Consider the following 1990-nt stretch of genomic DNA (forward strand, 5'->3'; position numbering starts at 1 on the left):
TGCCGGCCGAGTACGAGGTCTATTTCTCGATTACCGACTCGACACACTTCCGCGCACCGACGATGACGCTCACACATCACGGTGGCGTCGACATCGAGGAACTGGACAAGTCGCAAGTCGTGCAGATTCCGTTTGACCCGCTCACCGGGCTCAAGGCGTTCGTCGTGGCGAACGCGCTTTCGACGCTGGGCGCACCCAAACAGATTATCTCGCCGCTTGTACAGCACCTCCCCAAGTTATGGGAGCTCTACCACGGGTTCGGAATGACGACCCTCGAACTCAATCCAATCCGGATGCGCGAGGATAGCAAGGGACGGCTGACACCCGTCGCCTGTGACTTCAAATGCGGCTTCGACCGTGATGACCCGCGCTGGCAGCGCCTTGACCTGCCCGCGCATCTCTTCGCAGTCGACTATTCAGACTTCGAACAGGAAATCAACCAGCTTCGCACGTATCAGGGGCAGAGCGACGTCTACGTCATTAACGCGAAGGGCAGCATTCTCGCTCCGACGTTCGGTGGCGGCGCGAACTCCCTTGTCACGCAAATGCTCGGAGACGACGCCATCATCTCGTCAGACTTCGGCGGCAACCCACCCTACGAAAAGATGAAGGAAGTCGCCCGCATCTGCTTCAAGCACTGGATTGAGCAGAGCAATGTGCTGTTCATCATTGGTGGAAAGTCGAATAACACGGATATTTTCGAAACATTTCGCGCAATGGCCGACGCGTTACGCGAGCACTTCAGTCAGCACGGCCCGACGCCGCTCTATGTGGTGGTCGGCCGTGGCGGTCCGAATCTGGTTCGCGGAATGGGAGCATTGCGCGACACGCTCGATTCGCTGGGATTGCCGTACACCTTCTTCGGCTTTGACTCGGACATGAGCGAGGTGGTCCTGTACGCGAAGCAGGTTGACCAATGGATGAAAGCAGGCGGCCGCGAGCAGATTGCCGCGAAGCTGGGAATTGCGGTCAAACAGGCTGCCTGAGCATCTCATCGACTGAGGAGAATCATTATGTACAAGCAGGGCATTGGCGATTTTAAATACTTCGTAGGAATTAGTTCGTTATCCCAAGTTGCAACAAAGGACGACCGCGTTTGCGTGCTCAACATTCTGGGCGGCGAGTCGAGCGATGTCACGCCCGTCGGTCATGCCTATTCCGGTGGCAACGTGGTGTTTGGTACGGCTCCGGGAAAGCGCGGACAGGTACTGGAAACGGCACTTGGAAGCGTGCCGGTCTACAACAATGTCCTTGAAGGCCTGAACGATGGTCACCGGTTCAACTGCGGCGTCATCTATCTGCCGCCTTCCGCTGCACGGGACGGCGTGGCTGAGCTAATCCGTGTCAATCCGGAACTGAAGAAGATTTTCATCGTTACCGAAAAGCTGGCCGTCAGTGACTCGCGCGAAATCCGCGCGATGGGTCAGTCCAACGGGGTCGACATTTTTGGCGGCAACAGCCTCGGCGTGGCTGACGCCTGGAACCAGGTGCGTATCGGGGGAGCGCTGGGCGGCGACCACCCTGAAGAGGCATTGCGGCGTGGCTCGATTGCCTTGTTTTCCAACTCGGGCAACTTCACGACTACCATCGCAACCTACCTGCGGATGGCCGGATGGGGCACGACTACAGCCATCTCAAGTGGCAAAGACGTCTACATACAGTTCGCGGCGCCGGAGTTTGCTGCGGCGCTGGCAAACGACGCGCGAAGCAAGGCCGCCGTTCTTTATGTTGAACCGGGCGGCTACTACGAGCTCGACGCCAACTTTACGAAGCCGGTGGTTGCGTGCGTCGTGGGTCGCTGGAAGTCAAAGCTGACCCGTGCTGTCGGACACGCGGGTGCTATGTCCGGAGGCGCGGACGACGCCGCATCGAAAGAACAATGGTTTCTCGATAAATTCGGGGTGTCAAGTGTGTTCACACCGGACAATCCGGCCGTGTCGGCAAAGGGTGCGCTTGTCACGAACATCGCGCACATACCCGCAGCACTCAC

1 protein-coding gene and 1 pseudogene are annotated in these 1990 nt (G+C 58.3%); both read left to right on the forward strand.

The features are described 5' to 3' along the window. Positions 1-986 (forward strand): ATP citrate lyase citrate-binding domain-containing protein (locus HWY30_RS40655; RefSeq protein ID WP_176079048.1); only part of this gene is annotated, 986 nt, incomplete at its 5' end. A 27-nt stretch (positions 987-1013) separates the two neighbouring features. Beyond that, positions 1014-1990 (forward strand): annotated as a pseudogene (locus tag HWY30_RS40660) (CoA-binding protein); the annotation flags it as partial.

Source organism: Paraburkholderia tuberum STM678, from assembly GCF_902833905.1.
Classification (GTDB): Bacteria; Pseudomonadota; Gammaproteobacteria; order Burkholderiales; family Burkholderiaceae; genus Paraburkholderia; species Paraburkholderia tuberum.